Origin of the sequence: Steroidobacter gossypii (genome assembly GCF_016801985.1) — a bacterium.
Classification (GTDB): Bacteria; Pseudomonadota; Gammaproteobacteria; order Steroidobacterales; family Steroidobacteraceae; genus Steroidobacter; species Steroidobacter gossypii.
The window spans coordinates 760,488-779,720 of record NZ_JAEVLS010000002.1; the positions used below are offsets into that span (position 1 = coordinate 760,488).

A 19,233-nucleotide genomic window follows, 5' to 3' on the forward strand; every position below is an offset into this window, starting at 1 on the left:
GAGTGCCGCGGAAGCAGGGTTGGAGTTTGTTTCGTAACGGTTCACGGGCGATGGCTGGCTGGCGTCGTATTCGTGGCAGTGAGGTCAGCTGGTTTGGGAGCGTGCGTCGGACACTTCGGGATCACGGGTTCGTCCGCGAGCTCCTGGTCAAATTCTCCCTCCATCAGAATCTCGACGCGTCGATTCAACTGCTGCGCCTCGCTCGCGGCGGCGAAGCTCATCGGCCTGCGTTCGCCGACGCTGACGACTTCGATCGGCACGCGGCGCAGGCCGGAAGAAATGAGCGTCCGTCGCACTTCGCGAGCGCGTTTCAATGCGAGCGTTTCGTTATAACGGCAGGTTCCCACGGAGTCGCTGTGGCCGACCACGACGATTCGCGCGGGCCGCGCCTGGCGCAAGCGTTGTGCAAGCTTTGAAGTCGCTCGACGAACCGGTGCACGCAGCCCCGCCTCATTGAAACAGAAATGCAGCGAGGGGCCTTGGCGCACCAGCAAAGGGTCCGAGTAGGTCGCCAACGGCGTCTGTGCGGATGTCGTTCCATCCCAGGCCGCGGCATCGGTTTCGGCGCGTCGCTGGAGAGAAGAGGGCAGCGAGCGTTGCCTCTGCTCCAGCACGTCCGACGTCATGGCTGCGACACCACTGTCGGTGCACGTGTCCTCCAGAAGCTGACGAGCCTGCTCGAAGTCTGGCGGTGGCCGCAGCCCGGTGGCGGGATCGATCGGCTTGCGCAAGCGATGCGACAGCAGCGTCAGGCGCATGGCCGCGCCCAGGGCCGTATGGCCAAACTGTTGTGCCGTCATCTCCAGCGGCGCGATGTCATCGCGCTCCCCGATGCGCCCACCGAAATACAACAGGCGGCCGATGTCATTTGCCAGTTGGCCGTCGGCGTCCAGCAACGGTTGGAGTGCTTCGCGGTCTTGGTCCGTCGTGGGAGCGGTGACGGAAATCTGCAGCGGCTCGCTCATGATTTCTCTTTCTGACGGTCCGAGTTGCAGGCGCGCGCGAAGTTGATAGTCGCCGGGGGCCGGAAAGGTCCAGCCATCCTGACCGTAATAGACAGGAACGGTTTGCTCGGTCTGCGCGCCCGGCGGCAGCAGGGCGTCCTCATCGTTGGTGGGCTCGAAGAAGCTCATGGGTTGCAGTGTCTGCCATTCTTCAGCGCCGGCCTCGCGATAGTCGAACGTCAACATGCCATAGCGGGGGTTCAATCGCCCCACGATGGGCAGCGCCTCCTCGCCGCGGTTCGTCACCATCACCCGCACTCCGACCGGATAGCCCAGCGGATAGGGCGCCGGCTGGGCTTGCAAGCGGATTTCAGCGAACGGGACTTCTTCGTCTTGTTCCGTATTCGCATCGGGCTCTGCCGCCGCGGCTGTGGGCAGCAGCATCAATCTCTTCAACCTGCGCATCGCCACTCCCCAGCGTGAACGGTCCTCCAGCGCGGGAACCTGCTCCCGCACGTCCTCGCACTCGGTGGGTGACACCCGCCGATGTGCAAACGGGGAATTGTCGGGCCCCGGCAGCACTTCGCGCGGAGCCGCGGTTTGAAAAAAACGGATGGTCTGCGGGCTTAGTTCCATCAGCGGTGGCTCGATCAGGCGCCAGCCACGCTTTTGCTGCTCCGAGATGCAGCGGGTGGGGGCTTCCAGCGTCAGGCGCCCATCCAGCATCTGGGCGGCATCCGCGTGGTCCCTGTTCAATGCGTGCAACAACTCGTGCACGAAGGTCCTTAGCTGCAGAGTGCCGATGAGGGTTGGCGCATGTTCGCGGAAGAATCGCTCGGTGGTCCTCGGTGCGACGGCGAAACCCTCGCGGCCCGCGGTATCGAACATGATCCCGAACAATTCCTCGCCATTGTCGGCGATCAACGAATTCACGAACAACGCATACAGCGAGGCGTCCACGCCTTGCGTGGGGTTGCTGCGCCAGGCCGTGACGAACTGGAACAGGTCGGCCCGATCGAGCGGGCCGCTTTCCGGATCATAGGGCAGCCCGGTCTGGTCCACGCCGGGTATCAGCTCGATGCCGCCGCCTCGCATGATGGATTCGAGCGACACCGGATTGTCGGTCTCGGCCACCTCGAAACTGATGGGCTCGACCTGCCCCAGCGCATCGATCTCCAGCGCCACCGAATAGCGCTGGCGCGCGCAACTCGGTCGGTCGCATTCGTCCGCCGGCCAGAACATGGCCCACAGCAGCAGCACTCCGGCTGCTGACGCAATCACAGCGAGCGCATACCAGGCCGCCTTGCGGCCCCGACCGGCGTCGCCGCCGGCGGGCGCCGGGCTTTCGTCGTTTGCTCCCGTCATGCTGGTGGATCGGCTGGGTATCGGGCACAAAGCGTACCACCTCGGCCGGGGGCCGAGCCGATTCGCATTCTCCACTTAGATAGGATCGAATTCATCACCCGATGGATTCCGATTGATCAAACGTCGCGGCGACGTTGAGTACATATCTCCCGCATGGAGGAGCGTTCAGTGCCACCCCATGACTCAAGCGCTGGTTCGCCGGGATTGTTTCCGATGCAGTTCTGGGCACGCTGATTCCAGCCGCGTCCCGCTCGTACAAGATGATTCAACGGGAGTTCTCGACCATGGCATCTCCATAGCCACTTTTTCGGCGGAGAAGCGTCATGAAGAACACACCCATCCTTGCGGCCGTCGTTGCAGCGGCTGCGCTCAATACCACAGCGCACGCGCAGTCACCATCCGCGACGTCCAGCGGAAGTCCGGCGAAGAACGTCGTGCTGGTGCATGGCGCGTTTGCGGACGGCTCCGGCTGGCGCGGGGTCTATGACGAGCTCACCAAGAAAGGTTACCGCGTCACCATCGTGCAGAACCCGCTCACTTCGCTGGCCGATGACGTTGCGGCAACCGACGCTGCACTCGATCGCCAGAACGGCCCCACCATTCTCGTCGGCCATTCGTGGGGAGGAACGGTCATCACCGAAGCGGGCACGCACAAGAATGTAGTGGGCCTGGTCTACGTTTCCGCGCTCGCGCCCGATGCCGGCGAGTCGACGGCACAGCAGTATCAGGGCTTCGCAGCCACACCTGAGTTCGTGATCGAAACGCACAAGAACGGCTTCGGCTATCTGAGCCTGGAGAAGTTCAAAGCCGGCTTTGCCCACGACGTGAGCGACGCGGATGCGGCGTTCATGCGCGATTCGCAGGTGCCGATCAACATGTCGGTGTTCGAAACCAGGCTCAAGAATGCAGCCTGGCGAACCAAGCCCAGCTGGGCAGTGATCGCCACCGAGGACAAGGCATTCGACCAGGCGATGCTGATCCATATGGCGGAACGCATCGGAGCGAACATCACCAAGGTGTCGGCCAGCCATGCGGTCTTCATGACACAACCCAAGGTGGTCGCCGGCACGATCGAGCGTGCCGCCAAAGAAGCAGCGCTGAAGATGAAGCAAAAGTCGTGAGGTGGTTGGTTCGCGAATCGCGCGCGGCCCGGAGGGCCTGCGAAATCATGCGGACGACAGATGAAACGAGCTAGTTCATAGCAGAGTCGCTATAGCTCGTCGTCTGTGCAAACTCATCGACGCTGCCGTCGGGTTTGTATGCTACGCGGGTTCGGCTGATCTCGACGTGGTCGGGCAGGTAGCGGTAGACGGTCACACCGATGATGCGCTCGCCGGCATACGTGTACTCGCGCAAAGGTTTCTTGAAGCTGATGCTCGCGGGATCCTTGTCGATTTCAGCGATCACCTTGCCGCTGCCATCCGTGACGAATTCCAGCAGGTCGTTGGCGGGAGAGACGGCCAGCGCCGCGAGCCTCGGGTCCGCTGGCGGCGTCGAGTCGTGTCGTGATTGTCCAACGGGGTCGGGCGGCGCGAAGGTGCCGCCCGATGAAGTCGCATCGGAGCGCACATTCGGAGCCAGTGAGGCCGAGCCCGCTTGAGGAGTCGATGCGGGCGCCTCGGTGTTACGGTCCGCCGAGTTCAGATAGAGCGCGCCGGCGATGATCGCCCCGAGAGCGATCGTTCCGTAAAGGGTCGGCTTGTTCATTGCGCAGTGAACATCAGATTGTCGATCCAGGCGTCGCCACTGACGTCGTAGTGAATCTCTTTCACGTAGCGGAACTCGATGTCGTGCAGCCCCGCCGGCACTGTGATGGTCACCAGATTCCACTGATTACCGCCGGGGGCGCTGCCCACTGCGGTTCCGTCGAGGAAGACAGACAACCTGCTACAGCAACCGTGGGCGTCGACCTTGGCCTGGAAGCTCAGTTGCCCGGCCACGAAGTAACCTCTGAAGCGCGTGCTGACGATCTGATTGTTGCCGGGGATCGTTGCGCTCTTGTAGCTCGCCGAGCCGTGCCAGGCGGTGGTCGGATCGATAGCCCAGCCGGCGTTACTCAGAGCCGGCGTCGCCCAGGCGGCGAGGGCCGGGTCGTTCTCGAAGGACTCGCTGTAGCTGGTCAATGGCTGGGGTAATGCGGCCGGATCGGCGGGATCGCCGCCATAGAGAACTTCGTCCAGGTCGTTGAAGCTATGGCCGTCGGTGTCCCGGTCCCAGGGGTCGGTCAGGTGCGTGATGACTTCGGCGTAGTCATCGAGCCCGTCGCCATCGCTGTCGATATGCGACGGGTTGGTGGAGTGGCTGACGATCTCCTGCTGATCGGTCAGGCCGTCGCCATCGGTGTCAATCAGCGCCGGGCTCGAGTGATGTTGATATTCCGTTTGGTTGCTGACGCCGTCGCCGTCCAGATCCAACAGCGCATCCGCAGGGTTCGAATCGCTCAGCCCGTACAACTGCTCCCACCAGCGCGGCAGCGTGTCGCTGTCCTGATCGTAGAAGGGCAATCTCACGAACGCTGTCGCGCCATTCACCACATGCACCAGATAAGCCTCCGTGGCTCCGAATGTCAGCGCGACGGGCTGGCCTGCATACTGGTAGCTGGCGAGTACGGCGAAGCTTTGCGCATCTCGGATCTCCACCCGGTCATTGACGTCGAGGTCGATCAGCAGATTGTCGAGCCAGCGCGCGTCCTTGATCGAGCGGCCCAGCGAGGCCGCGAATCGCATGGTCTGCTGGAAAAAGAGATCGCCGCTGCCCAACACCACGTATTTGCCATCCCCCGAGGTGCGGATCGGAACTTGACTCGGGAAGTCGCCGTGATACGGCGTCTCACCGGCCGAGGTGATTGCGCCGGTGGCCTGGTCGATGACTTCGTAGTGCAGATCATTCGGGCTCATGCCATCCCGGAAAAAATACACGCGCGAGCTGACGGGATCCCAGGCGTAATCGCGCGACACTTGATTCCAGTCGGCCCGATCCACGATGGCGCCACTCTGGTCGATCACATAATGGGTGGCCCACGCGCCGCTGGGATCCTGGGCCAGCATATAGTTGCCGACAGAGACGAGGCCGCCGACGCCCATCGCTAGGTTCACGTACGGCGTCTCGATTCCGCTGCTCGAATTCAAATCGATATAACGAATCGCGCCGGTGCTGTAGCCGAGATACAGACGCTGATGCGCGCTCGAGTAGGCCATCTTGGTCGGCGCGAGCGTGGTGAAGCCCTGGTCGAGGCCGACCAGATAGGGATTCAGGTACGCGCCCGAGGCCATCGACCAGCGATAGACGCGTCGATTGGCGCTGCTGAGCAGATAGATCGTGTCGCCATGAGTTACGACTTGATCCGGCACGTAGTTCGGGATGGTGGCGCTGTAGTCGCAGTTCACGCCATCGCCGTGGGAGAGAAGATAGCAGGCCGCGTCATGCGGATAAGCGTCCAGGGTCAATCCCGTCGTGCTGTCGCTTTGCGTTCGGCCCGCGTTCCACGCGTCGGGATGGCCGTCGCGATCGGTATCGACCGAGGCGGCGCGATCGAGCGGGAAGGCGTCCGAGGTGTTCGGAACGCCGTCGCCGTCGCTATCGTCGCTGGGCACGTAGATATGGAACTCCACGGCGCCGTTGTTGACGACGAGCAGCGCCATGCGTGTATCCGAGCCTAAGATACGCAGCGCCTGGCCGGTGAAGGTCAGTTGCTCGAGCGTATGCAGATTGGCGCCCAATCGACGCAGCACCGTCTGGTTGGACGCGCTCGTCAGTGTCACCAGCGAGCCGTCCGCAAACCAGCGCGCGTCGGCAACCTGCATGCCGATCGAGCCTGCCCACGTCAACCCGTTCTGATTGTAGATATCCCCGCTGCCGAGCAGGACATACTGACCGTTCGCGGACACGCGGATCGGCGGCTGAATGTTGTACGAGCCGTGATAGGGCGTCTCACCCTCGGAAGTGATCTGGCCGTTGCTCTGGTCGATGACTTCGTAGTGCAAATCATTCGGGCTGATGCCGTCGCTGAAGAAATAGACGCGCGAAGTTGTTGGATCCCATGCGTACTCCCTGGAGTAGTAGTTCCAATCCGCGTTGGCCACGAGGGCGCCGGTACTACTGAACACATAGTGCGTCGCCCATGCGCCGCTGCCATCCTGCGCCATGACGTAGTTGCCCGCGGCCGCCAGGCCGTCGACAGCCCTCGCCGTGTTGGCAAACTCGACTTCTGCTCCGTTGCCGGCGGCCACATCGATGTACCTGATCGCGCCGGTGGTGTACCCGAGATACAAGCGCTCATGCGAGCTCGAGTACACCATCTTGGTCGGCGCAATAACGCCGAAGCCCTGGTTGATGCCCACCACGAACGGATTGAGATAACGCCCGCTCGCGATCGACCAGCGATACACGCGTTTATTGGCGGTGCTCAACAGGTAAATGGTATCGCCGTGGCTGACCACCTGATCCGGCGCGTAGCTGGGGATGGTGGCGCCGTAGTCGCAGTTCACTCCGTCGCCATGCGAGCCGAGGTAGCAGGCCGAGTCCTGCGGGTAGGCGTCGAGCGTCAGGCCCGTGGTGCTATCGCTCTGAGTGCGGCCGGCGTTCCAGGCGTCGGGATAACCGTCGCGATCGGTGTCGACGGAGGCGGCGGCATCGAGCGGAAAGGCATCCTGCGTATTGGTCACGCCGTCGCCATCGCTGTCGTCATTCGGAACGTAGATGCTGATGCGAACCGCCTCGCCGTTTACGACGATCACCGCCATCTTCGCGTCCGTGCCTACGATGCGAACGCCTTGGCCGGGGTAGGTCCGCTGTTCGACATTCGTCAGGCGCTCGCCGCTCAGACGACGCAGCGTGGTCTGGTTGTCCGCGCTCGCCAGCGTCACCAATGATCCATCGGCGAACCAGCGCGCATCGGTGATCTGCGAGCCCAACGAGGCGATCCAGGTCAGGCCGTTCTGGTTATAGATGTCGCCACTGCCGAGCAGAACGTGCTGGCCGCCGTTCGAGACGCGAATCGGCGGTTGAATCGAGTAGGCGCCGTGATAGGGCGTTTCCCCCGCGGAGGTGATCTGGCCCGTCGCCTGATCGATGACTTCAAAGTGCAGGTCATTCGGGCTGGTGTGGTCCCGGAAGAAGTACACGCGCGAGGTGGACGGGTCCCATGCGTATTCCCGTGAGGGGTAGCTCGAATACCAGCTGCCGCCCTGGTTCGTCACGCGGCCGGAGGCATCGAGCACAGTGTGTGGGCTGCCTGGGCTCTGGGCGAGCAGATAGTTGCCAACGGCCACCAGACCGCCCGTGCCCGATACGTTCGCGAACGGAACAAGCGCTTTGCTGTCCGAAGTCACATCGATGTACTGGATGGCGCCGGTGTTGAGGCCGAGGTACAGGCGCTGATGAGCGCTCGAATACGCCATCTTGGCCGGCGTCGGGCCATTGGAGCCGACGACATAGGCATCCAGATAGCGCTCTTCGTTGAGCGACCAGCGGAACACCAGGCCGTAGCTGTTGTTCAACAGGTAGATGACGTCCTGGCCGTCGAACGCCACGCTGTCGGGAACGTAGTCGGGCACTTCCGAGACCACTTCGAACTCGACGGTTGCGGAACCCACGGTGAGACGAACCACCGTTGCGCGCGAGTAGTCCGTCGAGACGCGTGCGCGAATCGTGAGTGACTGGCCTTCGCTGATCGTTCCGGCGCTGCTGGTGAAGGCTCCGCCGTTGATGGAGTATTCGCCCTCCGTGATGCTGATCGGGACCGGCGCCGAAATGCCGGTGATGGTCACGCTGTGGGAGGTGACCGATGAGCCGCGCGTCGCATTGCCGACTTTTTGGAATTCGAATGCGTTGGGGGTCGTGTCCACAGGTGGCGGATTGCCGGGGCCACCGCCGTTACCACCACCACCTCCGCCTCCGCCGCAGCCCGCTGCGAGCAGACACAACAGTCCCGCTATCACCCAACGTGATACTTGTTTATGCACGCCCGCTGACCCTTATGTTTTGTTGGCGTTCCGAACCTTATGCTGCAAGTGTATCAGCGGGCTGGATCGGCCGTTCGAGCGAATGTATAACGACATAATGCGGCCGATACATCTGCCTCAGTGTGGCCGCGCGTTAGATGTTTTGAAGCGCCAGCGGAGCTCCGGGAGGAGTGGATCGCGGCGGCGCCAATTTCGCTTGAACGCCGCGGCGATTCCGGATCTGACTGGCCGAGCATCGATCACACGGAAATGCACCCGCCGACCGTCGTAGACGAAAGCGGCCGGAAAAGATCTAACGCGGACGCCGGCGCATTTCTTGCCCCCTGGAAGTACTTCTGTCAATCTTCGAGCCGAGGCGCCAATACAAACAAAAGGCGGCCCTCACGATCATCTCAGCGGTCCTTAGATAACTAACAAGAGAGCGGGCGGAATGCTCGCAGGGAGTTGAAACATGTTGATGGGAAGGCGCCTCATGCGGGTGCTGCGCATCTGCGCGGCTGTAACTTTCATCGCGTTCTCTACCAGCGGCTGCGTGACGGCCTACGTCGACGGCGGGCTGCAGAAGGCGAGCGTCGCGGACGTTCGTAAGCCGGCGCGCCCCACAGATGTCCAGCTGTTGTTTCAATTCCAGAGCAAGGGCACGGCAAACGCGAAGGCGACTGACATCTTGAAGAAAGATGTGACCGAGGTGATTACCGCGTCGGGCCTGTTTGCCACGCTAGGCCCCGATCCGTCACTCAGCGGCGCGATCCTCAGCGTGACCATCAACAACGTTCCCATCACCGATCAGGGCGACGCGGCGGCCAAGGGCTTCGCGACCGGCCTGACTTTCGGCCTGGTCGGCAGCGCCGTCACGGACGGCTACATCTGCACAATGGAATATCTGCCGCCGGGGGCGACCAACAAGGTCACCACCACCAGTCGTCATGCGATCCACGCAACCATGGGAGCGAAGGGCGCGCCGCCTAACGGCATCAAGGCCAAGAACCTCGAAGAAGCCGTACACACGATGACACGCCAGATCGTCCTAGAGGGGCTGAAGCATCTTTCCGCCGATCCGGTGTTCGGCCCGCAGGAGGCTTCATGAGCGCGAAATATCTATTGGTGCTGCTGGCCGCTTTAGCGCTCACCGGCTGTGCCACCGGCCCGATCGGCGCGCATCAGTCAAGCATGGAGACGGTCCAGACGTTGCGCCAATCGAACATGGCCGCGGCATCAGTCGGCGAGTTCGTGCCGGCTCCCACTTTGCAGGCTGCACGCGACAAGAGCGTCAGCGTTCGCGGCAGCTCACTGAAGTCTCCGTCAGCGAACTCGTTCTCAGCGTACCTCCGGGACTCCCTCATCCAGGACCTGCGCTCGGCTGGAAAGTACGACCCCGCTGCGGGCACCGTGATCACCGGACAGCTCACGCAAAACGAGCTCAATGCCGCGGGCTTTTCGAAAGCTGACGCGACGGTCGGCGCCAAATTCGTCGTCACTCGCGGCGGCGCGAGCATCTATGACAAGTCGATCAGCGCCACTCACGAGTGGGAATCATCGTTCATCGGCGCGATCGCGATCCCGGAAGCCATCAATCAGTACACGCAGATGTACTCGCGACTGCTGGATAAGCTGTTCGCGGATGAGGAGTTCAAGAAGGCGGTGGCCGCCAATTGATCTGACTTGACCGGCGCGCAGTTCGGCTGCGCGCCGGGTCTTGGATAACGCACGCAGCCAGATCTGAGCGTGCTTTTCCAGAGATTTCGCGAACCGATTAGCCATCCGTCGAATAGCGAAAGCGATGGTAGCAGCGGCAATCCTCCGAGTGCGCGACGGGTCTGACTTACGCGCGATTTGGGAAATGAGTCTAAGTACGTTTCCGCGGAAACGTTTCTGCTTTCTACTGCCTGCCGTGAATATCGCGCTTCTGCGCCACCCCACTACGTGTTTCTATAGCGTGTGTACCTGGCTGTACAAGCGGTGCGCCGAGATTTCTCTCATCATTGCTTTCGCCATCGGCCTGTCGGGGTCGCTTTGCACTGCCAGCATGAGGGAATTCAAATCTGCCTCGTTGTTCACCCTGCGCAGGCAATACAAAAATGCGCCGTAACGCCAGTGTTCGGGTGATTTTACTGGCCTGGAGCGGGTTCCATACCGTCTTCGCAAGCTGGAGAACTGAAGATGCATCAGCTCTCCTGTCATCAGTCCGGTGGTAAACCATGCGCGGGGGAATCGGAGCGCTCTGCGAAGCCTGCGCTCTATCTCTTGCTGCCTCATCGTCCAGATGATATCGGAACTGCCGAAGTTACTAGCGCCGATCTATGGCGGCGGCGACCGTCTGCTCTCGCTGGATTGCTGGAGTCGTAGTAGGGCGTCACGGACTGTGCGAAGCGCGATTGGACGTACGCGTTCATCTCCATCGCGAGCCAACTGAACCCGCCGAGGACTGGTAGTTCTTCTTGACTGTCCTCGGACGAAAAAGGAGATGGTGGAGGCGGCGTCCACCGTGGACACGTAGCAGCCTGTCGCACCTCATTGCATGAAGCCCTAATTTTCTAGGACCTTCAGCTTGTCTCCCGTTCTCTCCCGTCTCAGCTTGTTGCAACCAATGGCCGATGCTATGTTGGGTATGTCGTTGGGGTCAAGAGTTCGGTCATGCCCAAGAAAGCGCGGGAGTTATCAGCGCTCGAAGTGAAGCGATCGAGCAGAGAGCTGGGCTTTCACGCTGTCGGTGGCGTCGCTGGGCTTCATCTGGCCGTCACCTCTGATTCGGCAGCGTCTTGGATTCTCCGCGTAGTCATTGGCGAAAACCGGGCCGACTTGGGGCTGGGTTCGTACCCAGAGATCGGGCTCGCCCAGGCGCGTGATAGAGCTCGTGAGGCGCGCGAGCAGATCCGAGGTGGCATCGACCCACGGCAGGCCAAGAAAGCGGCAGCGTTGGCACTACGTGCGGCCACAGCGCGCGCGCTGACTTTCGAAGCAGCAGCGAAGGCCTGCCACATCGCCAAAGTGAGCGAGTTCCGGAACTCCAAGCACAAGGACGACTGGATCAACTCGCTAGATCGCTACGCTTTTCCGGACCTGGGTTCGGTTCCCGTCGCTGAGATCGACTTGCCCCATTTGGTGAAGGTGCTGGGGCCGATTTGGACGTCGAAGACCGAGACCGCGACGCGCGTCCGTCAGCGCATCGAGTCGGTACTCGCCTGGGCAACCGTTAACAAGTTTCGCACTGGAGACAATCCCGCACGCTGGAAAGGGAACCTTGAGCACGCACTCCCAAAGCCCGCGAAGGTTCGGAAGGTCGCACACCACCCCGCGCTCCTGTGGCAGGAGGTCGGCGGCTTCATGGCGGATCTTCGGAAGAGAGAAGGCATGGGCGCCCGAGCACTGGAGTTCGCCATCCTGACGGCGGCACGCTCCGGAGAGGTCCGAGGCGCCACCTGGGATGAAATCGACCTGAAAGCGAAGCTGTGGACTATCCCGGCCGGGCGGATGAAAGCTGGCAAACAGCACCGCATCCCGTTGTCGGAGCCCGCGCTGAAGCTGCTGAAGGCGCTGCCGCGCTTTGACGGCTCGCCGTACGTGTTCGCGGCCGCACGTGGCGGGATGCTCTCCGACATGAGCCTCAGTGCCGTCACGCGCCGCATGGGGCTCGATGTTGTTCCTCACGGCTTCCGGAGTTCGTTCAAGGACTGGTGCCGCACATCGACGGCATATCCAGATGAAGTATCGGAGCTGGCGCTGGCGCATGTGAACAGTGATGCCACTCGGGCCGCATATGCTCGCGACGAGTTGCTGCCCCAACGTCAGCGGCTCATGACTGACTGGGCGAAGTATTGCACCACTGTGCCGCGCACGGCGGCGCAGGTGGTGGTACCCATCAGGCGGGCTAAGTCACGATGACAGCGGTCGATGATCGGCGCCCGAACTGGGCCAAGTGGCGTTTCGTGCCAGATGTTGAGATCTGGGAGGGCGTCGCCTTGTCGCTCAATATCGAGCCGGACAAGGTGAACCACCACCCGCACGGATGGATGGCAGATGCTCATCTTTTCCTGGAGTCAGAGGAGTTCAACGACCGTATATTCGTGCTTAAGCGAAACCGGGAGCTTCGTCGGACGGCGGTAAGCCTGGACGACCCGGTGCACAGTGAAGTAAGTCTTTCCGAGTTCGCCGCCTATGCACTGTCGGTAGGTTGGAAGATTCCGGATGAACTGAAGGGAATGGCAGTGGCTCACGTGCTGACTGAGCCGCGTACCACGGATCTACGCGGCAGTCCTCCCGATCCCATCAACGAGTCGGCAGCTACAAAGACTCGAAGGGCCACGGCAGTCAGCGCTGAGAGAAGGCGCGCCCGGAATGCTCAACGAGACCGCCGTATCCATGATCTGTACGCGGCCGGCAAATCGCGCAAGGAAATTTCGCGTGAAGTGGGCTTGAGCGATTCGCAGATTGGTCGCGTGTTGAGTCGTTCAAGGCCATCGTAAGGACCGCGCGTGGGGGCGCCTACGCGCATTTCCGCGCACATGCGCGCTCGTGCATGGACGTGCGTCTATTGCAGCGAGACACCGCACGCTAGTCTGGCTCCTCATCGCGCCACGGTGCGCAGAGGTGACCAACAGTGCAGCAGTATCTCAGTGACGCGCAGCTCGCCGAGCGATACCACGTTAGCCGTTCCACTATCTGGCGATGGACCAATCGCGATCTCTTGCCCAAGCCCGTCCAGCTCTCACCGGGCACCACTCGCTGGCGCAAAGACGAGATTGAACGTCACGAGGCGACCAAACAGCAGAGTGCTGCGTGATGCGCGACCACGGAGCGGCGCGCCGGCCTGCGATGACCAACGTCATAAAGCTCCCTTCCAACCGCGGGGAGGGTGAGCCAGGCTTATTCCTCGTCTCGCCCGGCGAGTACGACGCGGTCTATATCCGCTACGTTTGCTACAACGGGATATTCGGCAAGACACAGCAGAAGGTTCGCCTCGACTTCAGGCTTCTTGAGAGCCCCGGCATCACGTTATCTCGCTGGTATCGGGTGACTCACTCCCGAGGACGCATTGCCGCCTATAACAGCAGCGATATCGTCCGTGAGCTGTCCGTCGCGTTGAGGCAGCGTGTGCGGCGTGACCGGATTCCGATCGCCAGCTTGGCCAACATGGTTTTGCGAGTGAGGGTGCACACCGTCACCAAGAACCGTGACCAGAAGCATCTCCACGAGATCAACCAGTACAGCGTGATAGCCGAACTGCTGGGAAGGTCGCAATGATGCTCCCTTGCCAGTACCAGCTCCAACTCCTGAACCTGCTCCTGCCTGTCATGCTCTTTGTGCCTTGTGCTTCAGGAGCTTGCGAGCCGCGCTTGGACAAACCGAATCGGCCTATGCAGCAACGGGCCGACACTCAGCAACTGATGCTGCCGGCCCGGGTGATACGGGAGCGGAGTCGCATTCGCATCGTATCACTCGGGTTTCGTCATTTCATCGGGGCGAGCGTATCTCGGCTTCAGAGAATAATCAGCTATGGCAGCAGATCACCGGAAGGCTGGTAAGTCGAAGCCGGCCGCCACATCTAGTAACGTTCTGAAGATCGCGGCGGAACCAGGCATCGAGGAAACCGCGATGCTTTCGAAGGTCGTACTGCGGCCGAGCGTAAAGGCGGCGGCAACAATCCAGGCGTTCGCTCAGCCAGCTTGGGGCGAGCTGGATCTAACAACTCTCGCTGACGAACTGTCGGCTCAGATTGGCACGGTGACGAGGGGTGACCTGCAGCGGGCCGAGGCGATGCTGATCGCACAGGCCCATACACTGGAAGCGCTCTTCCACGAGTTGGCGCGCCGGGCGGGGCTCAACATGGGGCAGTATCTGCAGTCCGCGGAAACCTATATGCGTCTCGCGCTCAAGGCGCAGAGTCAGTGTCGAGCGACGCTGGAAACGCTCGCGGCCATCAAGAATCCCGCGTCCGTTGCCTTCGTGCGCCAAGCCAACATCGCTCACGGACCGCAGCAGGTGAACAACGTACCGTCGCCGGCTGCCTCGCGCGCGCGGGAATCTGAAATTGCGCCGAACGAACTATTGGAGGGGACCGATGGCAAACGGTTGGACCTTGGAGCGCCGTCAGCGGCAGGCTCTGCTGATTCGCCGTTGGAAACCATGGGAGCAATCGACGGGCCCAAAGAGTGAGCAAGGTAAGGCGCTCATCGCACACAACGCTTACAAGGGCGGGCAGAGACTGACACTTCGCTTCTTGTCCAGAGTGTTACGAAGGCAGAAGCAAGTGATTGAATAGACGCCCGCTTGCGAGCGTGCGGTCATCTCGCCGGCGCAATCTTTGCCAGCTTGCATTGGATGAAAGCCGACAGGTAATTGTCCATAGCCAGGATCGACACATAGAACTCGCCGGAGGTCTCACGTGTTAAGAAGGAATCTTGTCGAGCCGTCTCATGGGCCGACAGCTCCCTCAGCGACAGCTGCAGGTCGCTCACGTCGGAAATGATGTTGGCCGCGCGGTTCAATTTATTCGCTTCTTCGCTGGCATAGATGCTTAGATCGGCGTTGTGGTTCCCATCAAGCCAAGCCTTGCCCGTGCTGTCACGATTAAGTAGCAGGAGGTCGAGCTTAGCGCGGACCTGAGACAACTCGCCTCTGGCTTTCCAGACGTAGTATAGGCGCCTAGATGCTAGGCTTTCTTGTCGGCGGTAGGTCGAATCGTGAGGGTGATTCGAGCCCAGTTCATCTCGATGGTTGCGAAACAGCGCTTCCGATTCTGCCGACAGATATCTTTCTTCCTCGGGCGGAACATTCGGCAGAATACGATCGAAGAACTGCAAGGTTGCTTTGATTCTATCGATGGATGAGTCATCTGCGTACTTGCAGCGTCCCTCGATGATTGATGATGTGCCGACCGCTTCTCCATTCGCTCTGCTGCTGGTAAGCACAATGGCGAGGGCGAGATATACCTTCCACATGGCTGTTTCTCATTCGGTGTTGCGATAGCGAAACGGATTCATGCAGCGCGCGAAGCTGCACTGTCCTCGTCGACCATAAGGGTAGTCGGTTATCGTGTGAAATCTGAGCACCGCATCCCACTTCAACATCAGGGTATCTTGTGGGGGCTTGATGAGGATGTATCGATGAATAGAAGAAGCCCCGGCCGCGAGCACCAGGGCGATTGCCGTCGAGACTGAGGCAGATGATTCCGCTATTTGCCAGCAGTGGATTTGTCCTCCAGCAGATCGAGAATCCTGACGACAAAGCGTTGCTGTGTCTTCGACAGCGCCATCAGGCGCTCCGCGTGGCGGATCGCGCGATACGACAGTCGTCGCTTGGGATCGTGCACCGGCCGCGCCATGCCGATCAGTTGTTCGATCGGGACGGCAAACACTTTGGCAAGCCTTGCGAGAATGAGCACCGACACTCGACGCTCGCCCAGTTCGTAGGCAAACACCGCTTGCTGCGAAACGCCGAGGGCTCGCGCAAGCTCGGCCTGCGTGTACCCTCGGGATTTTCGCAGAAAGGAGATATGCGCACCGAGCGCCTTGAAGTAGTCACGGGATTCGGCACGAATGCTGTTATTCATCGCATGCCTCCAGTGCCAGCAGATCCAGCGTCGCGATGTGCTGCTCGAAGCGCGATAATCGCAGCGAGCGCATCGGAGATATCGATCTCCACATCCCCGGCATAGTTCGCCGTGTACTGCGCACAGATCAGCAGCGCGTTCGTCTTGTGCAACTGACCCAGCTCCGCGTCTATGCCGGCTTTGATCTGCTTGCAGCGCTCCGCTGCCGCGCTCTGCTTAGTGCATGTTGGCTGCACTGTGATGTTGTTGCGGCTCATGGCTGCACTCCCGGATCGCAGCCAAGCTCGCGCAGTTTCGCTTCGAGTCCCCCAATACGCTCCAGGCTGCGCACGACCAGCAGCACGAGCGAGTTCAGCGCTTCAGCGGCGCGGGTTAGGCGGAACTTCAGTGCACCTTGCTCGGGGCCGCATGCCTTGGCCGATGCCCGTAGCACGATCGCCGTGGCACGTGCTTCGGCGATCTCCCTGACGATTCCTGGGGAGGCGTTCATGCGTCACCGCGCTTGGCGACGAACGCCGAACAGTGGCTAGTGCCGCCGAGAGGTGGACACGAAACGTCGATCTGGAAGTAGAGACGACCCCGATCCAGCCGGGGGATAATGGGCGCAGCCATTGCGTTGACTCCTTGAAAGTCACCGTGGTGGTCAGGCCGGGCCGGGTGCTCGTAACACTCGGTTCGGCCGCTTCATACCGCGAGCGCGGACGCCCGCAGACTGGCAGCACAAACCAGGATGTTGGAGAGGATGTTGGGTACCGCGCAGAGATGCGCATAACCAACTGATTTTCAAGGAGGGATGGTGGAGGCGGCGGGAATCGAACCCGCGTCCGCAAGCACTACGCTACAGGACCTACATGCTTAGCCCATTCTTTGTATCTCGCCGTGCGCTACCCGAAGGGCAGGGAAGACGCACGACCAGCTGCAGAGCGTTTTAACGAGGCGGCCTGGAGCACACCGACTCGCGAGCTTGTGAGCGCGTCCCCCAATCTGGATGCACAAGCACATACCAGGCGGAGGTTAGGCGGGATTAAGCCGCCAGAGCGTAGTTGTCGTCGTTTGCAACTATAAGTTTGTAAGCAGTTTAAGGAGTTACCTACAACTCCGCATGCACCTGGAGTTTCGCCACCCACGTCGAAGCCGGTCGCCCCCACAGGTGTCGCCACTCTCGGCAACGGTCGGTAGTGTAAGGCCAAACGCCAGGATCACAAGGGCGCCAGGTCACTAAACCCTCATTGATTCGAGCGCAGCGTCACATAGGCGCGCAGTGCTTCGGCGTCGGCGGCGCTCAGAACCGAGGAAAAGCTGATCATGCCGCGGTCCTTCAAGATGCCGTCGAGCACGACCGACTTCCAGGCTTCGCCGTCGCGAGCGAAGGCGGACCAGCGAAGGTCGGGGATAACGCCGCCGCCCACGGCGCCAGCGCCGTGGCAGCGAGAGCAGTGATCGTGGAAGATGCGAAAGCCGGTGGCGGCCGTGGCGTCGTCGCCGACACGAGGGATGGGCTGAAGCTGCACGACAGGTTCGACCGGTTCGGGCAGCCGACCGGTGCCGCCGAGTTTGAACGCCAATACTCGACTGCGGTTCACCGCGAGGCTGCCGCGGCGACTCGCTTCACCAGCGACATTGGGATACACGCCGCCCCAGCCAGCGACGACCGCGACGAATTGCTCATCGCCCACGCGATAAGTAACAGGCGCTGCGACGATCCCGGTCTGCGCCGGCGAGGACCAAAGCAACTTGCCATCGCGCGCATCGTAAGCATTGAACAAACCGACGGCGTTGCCTTGAAACACCAAGCCGCCTGCCGTGGACAGCACGCCGCCATTCCATGGGCCTGGATGCTCGACGCTCCAGACTTCCTTCTGCTTGATCGGATCCCACGCACGCAGGTAGCCACGCACGGGAACGTTCGCCGCGGCTTTGTCGGATTGCGTCATTCGGGTGCGAGTCGGATCGACGCCGGTGTTGAACCCGACAGGCGAGGGCTTGAAGCCCGGCCGATCGATGTACGCGTACATCAAATCGTTCACCGGGATGTATACCAGTCCGGTCTGCGGACTGAACGACATGGGGTGCCAGTTGTGCGAGCCGAGCGCGCCGGGCATCGCGAACCACGCCTTGTTCGGATCCGGATAGCGCGCGTCGGGATTCTCGATCGGGCGACCGGTCGCGAGGTCCACCTTGCTGGCCCAGTTGATCGTGGCGTAAGGCTCCGCCGAGAGGAGCTTGCCGTTGGCTCGATCCAGCACATAGAAGAATCCATTCTTCGGCGCCTGCATCAGCACCTTGCGAGTCTCGCCCGCGATGCTCACATCGGCGAGCACGATGTGTTGGGTGGCGGTGTAGTCCCAGGTTTCGCCGGGCGTCGTTTGATAGTGCCAGACGTATTCGCCGGTATCCGGCCGCAGCGCCACGATGGACGACAGAAACAAATTGTCGCCGCCGCCGGGGCTGCGAATCTTCTGATTCCAGGGCGAGCCGTTGCCCGTGCCGATGTACAGCAGATCGAGCTCGGGATCGTAGGCCATCGAATCCCACACGGTGCCGCCGCCACCGAGCTTCCACCATTCTCCCTTCCAGGTCTTTGCAGCATCGGCGAGCGCTGGATGCTCGAAGCCCTGCGACGGATCGCCAGGCACGGTGTAGAAGCGCCAGAGCTGCTTGCCGTCACGAACGTCGTAAGCGGTGATGTAACCGCGAACGCCGAACTCTGCGCCGCCGTTACCGATGATGACTTTGCCTTTCACGACGCGAGGCGCGCCGGTGATCGTATAAGCCTTCGTTTGATCCACGGTGACGACAGACCAGACTTCCTTGCCTGTCGCGGCGTCGATGGCAATGAGTCGCCCATCGAGCGTGCCGACGAACACTCGACCGTCCCACGCAGCGACGCCGCGATTCACCACGTCACAACACGCCTTTGCGCCGACTTCTCCAGGAACTTGCGGATCGAACTGCCACAGAAGTTTGCCGGTGCGTGCGTCGATCGCCTGCACCTTGCTCCACGCGCTGGTCGAGTACATCACGCCGTCGATGACGAGCGGCGTTGCTTCTTGTCCGCGCTTCGTGTCGAGATCCAGCGACCATGCAAGGCCGAGTTGCCCGATGTTCTCGACTGAGATCTCGGTGAGCGGCGAGAAGCGCTGTTCAGAATAAGTGCGGCCGTGACTCAGCCAATTGCCAGGGTCCTGGTCGGCATGCACGATCCTCGCGGCATCGACCTGCGCGGCGGAGAGCGAGTCGGCGTTTGCCACCGGCGGAATGGCCGGCCGGCTGCATGCGGCGCACGTAACAGCGAGTATCCATCCGATGGCAATGGCTCGTGTGATCACCTGGTCCCCCGATTCGATTGGTCCGCGAGCGATTTATCTCGATCGCCGAGGAGCTGCCATCATCGGAACAGACGATTCGGGAT

At 61.4% G+C, this 19,233-nt stretch carries 16 protein-coding genes and 1 other RNA gene; 8 read left to right on the plus strand and 9 right to left on the minus strand.

The window, feature by feature from the left end; genetic code table 11:
• Nucleotides 1–41: 41 nt before the first annotated feature.
• Nucleotides 42–2,309: an OmpA family protein gene (locus JM946_RS10525; protein WP_203167245.1), complete on the minus strand. Its 2,268-nt coding sequence runs from the start codon at nt 2,307–2,309 to the stop codon at nt 42–44.
• Nucleotides 2,310–2,632: 323 nt separating this feature from the next.
• Here JM946_RS10525 and JM946_RS10530 point away from each other — a divergent pair, with 323 nt between their 5' ends.
• On the plus strand, nt 2,633–3,430 hold the full coding sequence (locus JM946_RS10530; RefSeq protein WP_203167246.1) for an alpha/beta hydrolase: 798 nt from the start codon (nt 2,633–2,635) through the stop codon (nt 3,428–3,430).
• A 70-nt stretch (nt 3,431–3,500) separates the two neighbouring features.
• Here the strand turns inward: JM946_RS10530 and JM946_RS10535 are convergent, their stop codons facing one another.
• A complete protein-coding gene (locus JM946_RS10535; protein WP_203167247.1) occupies nt 3,501–4,016 on the minus strand; it encodes a hypothetical protein in 516 nt (171 codons plus the stop codon).
• Nucleotides 4,013–8,272, minus strand: a complete 4,260-nt coding sequence (locus JM946_RS31230; protein WP_203167248.1) for a hypothetical protein — start codon at nt 8,270–8,272, stop codon at nt 4,013–4,015. The genes JM946_RS10535 and JM946_RS31230 overlap by 4 nt, the downstream gene beginning before the upstream one ends.
• Nucleotides 8,273–8,744: 472 nt before the next feature.
• On the opposite strand from JM946_RS31230, the gene JM946_RS10545 reads away from it, so the two are divergent.
• The 7 genes from JM946_RS10545 (at nt 8,745) to JM946_RS10575 (ending at nt 14,425) form a co-directional block, all read left to right on the plus strand.
• A complete protein-coding gene (locus JM946_RS10545) occupies nt 8,745–9,359 on the plus strand; it encodes a hypothetical protein (protein WP_203167249.1) in 615 nt (204 codons plus the stop codon).
• Entirely contained in the window at nt 9,356–9,928 is a 573-nt protein-coding gene (locus JM946_RS10550) for a hypothetical protein (protein WP_203167250.1), read from the plus strand. Before JM946_RS10545 ends, JM946_RS10550 begins: the two co-directional genes overlap by 4 nt.
• Before the next feature lie 978 nt (nt 9,929–10,906).
• Nucleotides 10,907–12,154, plus strand: coding sequence for a tyrosine-type recombinase/integrase (locus JM946_RS10555; protein WP_203167251.1), 1,248 nt, complete (start codon nt 10,907–10,909; stop codon nt 12,152–12,154).
• A complete protein-coding gene (locus JM946_RS10560; RefSeq protein ID WP_203167252.1) occupies nt 12,151–12,735 on the plus strand; it encodes a helix-turn-helix domain-containing protein in 585 nt (194 codons plus the stop codon). Before JM946_RS10555 ends, JM946_RS10560 begins: the two co-directional genes overlap by 4 nt.
• A gap of 134 nt (nt 12,736–12,869) precedes the next feature.
• On the plus strand, nt 12,870–13,052 hold the full coding sequence (locus JM946_RS31590) for a helix-turn-helix transcriptional regulator (RefSeq protein ID WP_203167253.1): 183 nt from the start codon (nt 12,870–12,872) through the stop codon (nt 13,050–13,052).
• Nucleotides 13,049–13,513 carry a hypothetical protein gene (locus JM946_RS10570; protein ID WP_203167254.1) on the plus strand — a complete coding sequence of 155 codons (465 nt, stop codon included), beginning with the start codon at nt 13,049–13,051 and terminating at the stop codon, nt 13,511–13,513. The genes JM946_RS31590 and JM946_RS10570 overlap by 4 nt, the downstream gene beginning before the upstream one ends.
• Before the next feature lie 252 nt (nt 13,514–13,765).
• Nucleotides 13,766–14,425 carry a hypothetical protein gene (locus JM946_RS10575; RefSeq protein ID WP_203167255.1) on the plus strand — a complete coding sequence of 220 codons (660 nt, stop codon included), beginning with the start codon at nt 13,766–13,768 and terminating at the stop codon, nt 14,423–14,425.
• Nucleotides 14,426–14,553: 128 nt separating this feature from the next.
• Here JM946_RS10575 and JM946_RS10580 read toward each other — a convergent pair whose 3' ends face one another.
• From JM946_RS10580 to JM946_RS10605, 6 genes are all read right to left on the minus strand, one after another.
• Complete coding sequence (locus JM946_RS10580; RefSeq protein ID WP_203167256.1) at nt 14,554–15,210, minus strand: hypothetical protein; 657 nt, start codon at nt 15,208–15,210, stop codon at nt 14,554–14,556.
• A 233-nt stretch (nt 15,211–15,443) separates the two neighbouring features.
• Nucleotides 15,444–15,821, minus strand: coding sequence for a helix-turn-helix transcriptional regulator (locus tag JM946_RS10585; protein WP_203167257.1), 378 nt, complete (start codon nt 15,819–15,821; stop codon nt 15,444–15,446).
• On the minus strand, nt 15,818–16,078 hold the full coding sequence (locus JM946_RS10590; protein ID WP_203167258.1) for a hypothetical protein: 261 nt from the start codon (nt 16,076–16,078) through the stop codon (nt 15,818–15,820). Before JM946_RS10590 ends, JM946_RS10585 begins: the two co-directional genes overlap by 4 nt.
• Nucleotides 16,075–16,311 carry a hypothetical protein gene (locus JM946_RS10595; protein ID WP_203167259.1) on the minus strand — a complete coding sequence of 79 codons (237 nt, stop codon included), beginning with the start codon at nt 16,309–16,311 and terminating at the stop codon, nt 16,075–16,077. The genes JM946_RS10590 and JM946_RS10595 overlap by 4 nt, the downstream gene beginning before the upstream one ends.
• Before the next feature lie 304 nt (nt 16,312–16,615).
• Nucleotides 16,616–16,967, minus strand: a transfer-messenger RNA (tmRNA) gene (gene ssrA, locus JM946_RS10600).
• A gap of 80 nt (nt 16,968–17,047) precedes the next feature.
• Nucleotides 17,048–19,150: a PQQ-dependent dehydrogenase, methanol/ethanol family gene (locus JM946_RS10605; protein WP_218042743.1), complete on the minus strand. Its 2,103-nt coding sequence runs from the start codon at nt 19,148–19,150 to the stop codon at nt 17,048–17,050.
• Between the last annotated feature and the right edge of the window lie 83 nt (nt 19,151–19,233).

What these genes read in the sequence shown, in the direction of transcription:
- JM946_RS10590 (WP_203167258.1), bottom strand. Translation starts at nt 16,078, where the DNA reads ATGAGCCGCAACAACATCACAGTGCAGCCAACATGCACTAAGCAGAGC.
- JM946_RS10575 (WP_203167255.1), top strand. Translation starts at nt 13,766, where the DNA reads ATGGCAGCAGATCACCGGAAGGCTGGTAAGTCGAAGCCGGCCGCCACA.
- JM946_RS10545 (WP_203167249.1), top strand. Translation starts at nt 8,745, where the DNA reads ATGCGGGTGCTGCGCATCTGCGCGGCTGTAACTTTCATCGCGTTCTCT.
- JM946_RS10530 (WP_203167246.1), top strand. Translation starts at nt 2,633, where the DNA reads ATGAAGAACACACCCATCCTTGCGGCCGTCGTTGCAGCGGCTGCGCTC.
- JM946_RS10560 (WP_203167252.1), top strand. Translation starts at nt 12,151, where the DNA reads ATGACAGCGGTCGATGATCGGCGCCCGAACTGGGCCAAGTGGCGTTTC.
- JM946_RS10525 (WP_203167245.1), bottom strand. Translation starts at nt 2,309, where the DNA reads ATGACGGGAGCAAACGACGAAAGCCCGGCGCCCGCCGGCGGCGACGCC.
- JM946_RS10585 (WP_203167257.1), bottom strand. Translation starts at nt 15,821, where the DNA reads ATGAATAACAGCATTCGTGCCGAATCCCGTGACTACTTCAAGGCGCTC.
- JM946_RS10550 (WP_203167250.1), top strand. Translation starts at nt 9,356, where the DNA reads ATGAGCGCGAAATATCTATTGGTGCTGCTGGCCGCTTTAGCGCTCACC.
- JM946_RS10555 (WP_203167251.1), top strand. Translation starts at nt 10,907, where the DNA reads ATGCCCAAGAAAGCGCGGGAGTTATCAGCGCTCGAAGTGAAGCGATCG.
- JM946_RS10535 (WP_203167247.1), bottom strand. Translation starts at nt 4,016, where the DNA reads ATGAACAAGCCGACCCTTTACGGAACGATCGCTCTCGGGGCGATCATC.
- JM946_RS10580 (WP_203167256.1), bottom strand. Translation starts at nt 15,210, where the DNA reads ATGTGGAAGGTATATCTCGCCCTCGCCATTGTGCTTACCAGCAGCAGA.
- JM946_RS10595 (WP_203167259.1), bottom strand. Translation starts at nt 16,311, where the DNA reads ATGAACGCCTCCCCAGGAATCGTCAGGGAGATCGCCGAAGCACGTGCC.